Raw genomic sequence first — 4,026 nt, forward strand, 5'->3', positions numbered from 1 at the left:
TTGCCGATTTATCGGCTTTACAACCACGGCCTACCCCTTGCGGGTGGGCGACATAGCCGGCTCTATGGCAACGACGAGCAACGCCGCCATGCGGAAAAAGACGCCGTTTCATGTTGCGATATTTCTGAGTCACGACACTAGGGCGTGTTGACACGCCCTGGGGCGCTCATCGCCGGGCTGCGGCATAATGCCCACTTTCCGCTTTGTGAACCGCACGCCGTGCTCGATTCCCGGCAGGGCTGGCTTGCCCACCCGCACTCGCTTCCGCGCTCGCTGCGCAGCTGGCTCAGCGATCACGGTTCGCTCACCCAGCGCCTCAAATCGCGCTGCGCATCGTTTCGCGTCGCGCCGCTTGCCGTCGGGATGGCGCGCGCCCACGCCGACGAATACGCGCTGCTGGGCATGACGCCGGGCCACCGCGCCTATGTGCGCGAAGTCATGCTGCTGTGCAACGGCGTGCCGGTGGTGTTTGCCCACAGCGTGCTGCCGCCTGCCGGTCTGCGCGGCGGCTGGAGCGGCATCACGCGGCTGGGCAGCCGGTCGCTCGGCGAGGCCCTGTTCAGCGACCATCGCATCGAGCGCCAGCCCTTGGCTTACCGCCGCGTGCGGCGCGATCATCCGCTGTATCGCGCCACGGCAAGGCAGCAGGCAGTGAGCACGGCCAGCCTGTGGGCGCGCCGTTCCGTTTTCTGCCTCGACAGCCACCCGCTACTGGTAACCGAAGTCTTTCTGCCCGCCATCTACGCGCTATGACCCTGACCGAACGCCTGTCCCACTATGAAAAACTGATGCGGCTCGACAAGCCGATCGGCATCCTGCTGCTGCTGTGGCCCACGCTGTGGGCGCAGTGGCTCGCCAGCAACGGCGATCCGGACTGGCCGATCCTGTGGATATTCGCCATCGGTGTGGTGCTGATGCGCTCGGCCGGCTGCGTCATCAACGACTACGCTGACCGCGATTTCGATCCGCACGTGGCGCGTACCCGCGAGCGTCCGCTGGCAACCGGCAAGGTGTCGCCGAAGGAGGCCCTGCTGCTGGCGGCCGGCTTGTCCCTGCTGGCGTTTCTGCTGATCCTGCCGCTGAACAATCTGGTGCTGGGACTGTCGGTCGTCGCGCTGTTTCTGGCCGCCAGCTATCCGTTCACCAAGCGTTTCTTTGCGATTCCACAGGCTTATCTCGGCATCGCATTCGGCTTCGGCATCCCGATGAGCTATGCCGCGCTGTGGGGCGAAGTCCCGCTGGAAGCCTGGCTGTTGCTGGCGGCCAATATCTTCTGGGCGATTGCCTACGACACGCAATACGCAATGGTCGACCGTGCGGACGATCTCAAGATCGGCATCAAGACCTCGGCGATCACCTTCGGCCGCTTCGATCTCGCCGCCATTGCCGTGTGCTATGCGGTGATGCTGGGGCTGCTCGCCTGGGTCGGGCTGCAACGGGAAATGGGCATGGCGTTCTACGGCGGGCTGGCGGTGGCAGCGGCGATCGCGCTTTATCATATGAAGCTGATCCGGCAACGCGACCCGCAGCAATGTTTTCGCGCGTTCCTGCACAACACCTGGCTCGGCGCCGCGGTGTTCGGTGGCATTGCACTGGACTTTCTGCTGCGCGGCAAGGGCCTGTTCCAGCAAGCTCTTTAATAAGACGGGCAGGCGACCCGCGACTGCTGGCTGTTCGGATAGGCCTGCTTGATCCCGCCCAGGCTTTTCAGTGCGTCCGGATCTTCGCTGCGAATCACGAAGTAATATTCCGTACCCTGGCGCGGCTGCAATTCGACACGCGTGCCGAGCACGCCCCTGTCCTCGACTTCGCGCACCCTCCGGCGCGCGGCTTCATCGTTGGCATACAGGCCGAGCGAAATGGCATTGCGCCAGACACCGTCCCTCACCACAAAGGCATCCTGCACACCCGCTGCCGCCAGCTCGCCCAACTTGGCGCCCGCCGACTCGGCGCTGGGTAGCGGCGGGAAAATCACCCAATGCCGGGTATTCAGCGGCACCTCGGTAAACGACATCACGCGTTCATTCGCCAACGCCTTGAGCTGTTCGCGCGCCTGAGGGTATTCCTCTTCGCTCAACCCGCGCCATTCCACACACAAGGCCTCTGCCTGCACCGCCTGCTGCTGCGGTGCCACTCTCGATGCGGGCGCCGACTGGCTGCGCAGGCTGAGGCGGTCCACGTTCATCGGCGCATTCTGCGCAGATGCCGCCTGCGGCCAATAGGCACGCCCGATGAAAAACCCCGCCACCGCAAGGTTGAGGGCCAGCAATACCCAGACTATCCATTTCATCGTGACAAGCTCTCCCCGGCAACATGATCGATGCCTTCCAGCACCAGCGCGGGCACATGTTCGGCAGATATCTTCAAATGCGGCAAAACCTTCTCGGCATCGCCGCCTGTCAGCAGACAACGCGGCGGCACTCCGGCGACGTCAGCCAGGTGCGCATACTGCTGTTGAACCGCGCCGCACAGCGCGGCGACGATGCCGCTTTGCACCGCGTCGGCCGTATTGTGCGGGAATGTCCGGCACACCCCCGCCGATACCGTCACGCGCGCGGTGCCCTGCTGCAGTGCCTGTTGCATCAGGGACAGGCCGGGCACGATCAGCCCGCCCAGGAAAACCCCGTCCGCCGCCAGAGCGTCCACCGTCATCGCCGTCCCGACCGACACCACCAGGACGGGCGAACGGGTACGCTGGCGCGCGGCAATCAGACCCATCCAACGGTCAACGCCCAGTTGCCGAGGCTCCGTGTAAGTATTTTTCACATCGGCAAAACCGGCTTCAGCCGACAGCCAGCGGGGGACGATGCCCGATGCCCCGAGCAGCGCAGCAAGCTTCCGCTCGTGGGTGGCGCGCGCCACGCTGGCGATGACGCAGTCGATTCCTGGCGCAAGGCGCTGCATGAAGCCCGACAAATCGGCGTAATCGTTATTGCCCTGATCGCGCCACTGTCCGCCTTCGCTCACCACCCATTTCAGCCGCGAATTGCCGGCATCGACCAACAGGCGGCGTCCGCTCATCGTCCGGCGTCCAGGCGCAGGCTGATCTCGCCGCCGCTGTAGGCGTTCATATTGGCCTGCCTGTCGCGCAGCAGGAATGCCCCCGTTTCGTCCACGCCCGATGCCACCCCCTGAACGCTGCGGGTATCCGGCAACAGCAGCGCCACCGCCTTGCCGGCATACGCATCCAGCGCCAGCCAATCCTCGCGCAGGGCCGCGAAGCCGTGTTGACGGAACAGGGTCGACACGGCATGCAGTTCCTGCAGGCAGTCTGCCAGCAATTGATTGCGCCCCGTCGTCACCCCCATTTCGGCCAGATCGACTACCGCCTGATCGATCGCATCGCGTTGCGCCTCGTTCAGCCGGACATTCAATCCGATACCTACCACGGCGAAGGCCGCCCCGTGCATGTCGCCCTGCACTTCGACCAGAATCCCGGCCAGCTTGCGGTAGTCCACCAGCACATCGTTCGGCCATTTCAAGCGCACCGGGTGGCGGCTGTGGCGGTTCACCGCACGCGCAATCGCCAATCCCACCGCGAGGCTCAATCCCGCCAGCGATTGCAGGCCGTTGTCGAAACGCCACAGCAACGAAAACGTCAGGCTGCCCCCCAGCGCCGAACACCAATTCCGGCCACGCCGGCCTTTGCCGGATTGCTGGTGTTCGGCACACAGCAAAGTGCCATCCGCAGCGCCGCTCAAGGCGGCTGACATCAGAGCCGTGTTGGTCGATTCCACGCTGTCGCATACGCCTATCGTATAGGCTGATGAAAGGGGCCCCAAGTGGCGTGCGACGACATCGCCGTCCAACCACTCCACGGGATCGGGCAAGCGGTAGCCGCGTCCACGCACCGCGTGGACCGTCAGCCCCATCGACTCCGACTGACCAAGCACGTTGTAGATACTGGCCCGCGAAAGCCCGAATTCATGCGCCAGCGCCTGGCCCGAATGGAACCGGCCGTCAGACAGGCGGCGCAGGATCGGGAACAGGGCTTTGTTGGTTCGGGTGTTCACCAGCCGGATTTTA

The 4,026-nt window shown here is 64.5% G+C and carries 5 protein-coding genes; 2 read left to right on the top strand and 3 right to left on the bottom strand.

Features of this window, described 5'->3' with window-relative positions; genetic code table 11:
• Positions 1 to 219 precede the first annotated feature (219 nt).
• Both Q0L94_RS12620 and ubiA read left to right on the top strand, forming a co-directional pair.
• Positions 220 to 753 carry a chorismate lyase gene (locus Q0L94_RS12620; RefSeq protein ID WP_296753732.1) on the top strand — a complete coding sequence of 178 codons (534 nt, stop codon included), beginning with the start codon at positions 220 to 222 and terminating at the stop codon, positions 751 to 753.
• Positions 750 to 1,640 (top strand): 4-hydroxybenzoate octaprenyltransferase, encoded by an 891-nt coding sequence (gene ubiA / locus Q0L94_RS12625; RefSeq protein ID WP_296753733.1) that lies wholly within the window; start codon positions 750 to 752, stop codon positions 1,638 to 1,640. The genes Q0L94_RS12620 and ubiA overlap by 4 nt, the downstream gene beginning before the upstream one ends.
• Here ubiA and Q0L94_RS12630 read toward each other — a convergent pair.
• The 3 genes from Q0L94_RS12630 to Q0L94_RS12640 form a co-directional block, all read right to left on the bottom strand.
• Positions 1,637 to 2,290, bottom strand: a complete 654-nt coding sequence (locus tag Q0L94_RS12630; RefSeq protein WP_296753734.1) for a hypothetical protein — start codon at positions 2,288 to 2,290, stop codon at positions 1,637 to 1,639. The two genes, ubiA and Q0L94_RS12630, sit on opposite strands and share 4 nt — an antisense overlap.
• The gene (locus Q0L94_RS12635) at positions 2,287 to 3,003 is read right to left on the bottom strand and encodes a type III pantothenate kinase (protein WP_296753735.1); all 717 of its coding nucleotides are present in this window, start codon (positions 3,001 to 3,003) and stop codon (positions 2,287 to 2,289) included. The genes Q0L94_RS12630 and Q0L94_RS12635 overlap by 4 nt, the downstream gene beginning before the upstream one ends.
• Before the next feature lie 14 nt (positions 3,004 to 3,017).
• Positions 3,018 to 4,026 (bottom strand): biotin--[acetyl-CoA-carboxylase] ligase (locus Q0L94_RS12640; protein WP_296753737.1); only part of this gene is annotated, 1,009 nt, incomplete at its 5' end.

It is taken from the genome of Thiobacillus sp., from assembly GCF_024708915.1.

Bases quoted from the DNA above. Each gene is read 5' to 3' on its own strand.
- ubiA (WP_296753733.1), top strand. From the start codon at position 750: ATGACCCTGACCGAACGCCTGTCCCACTATGAAAAACTGATGCGGCTC.
- Q0L94_RS12630 (WP_296753734.1), bottom strand. From the start codon at position 2,290: ATGAAATGGATAGTCTGGGTATTGCTGGCCCTCAACCTTGCGGTGGCG.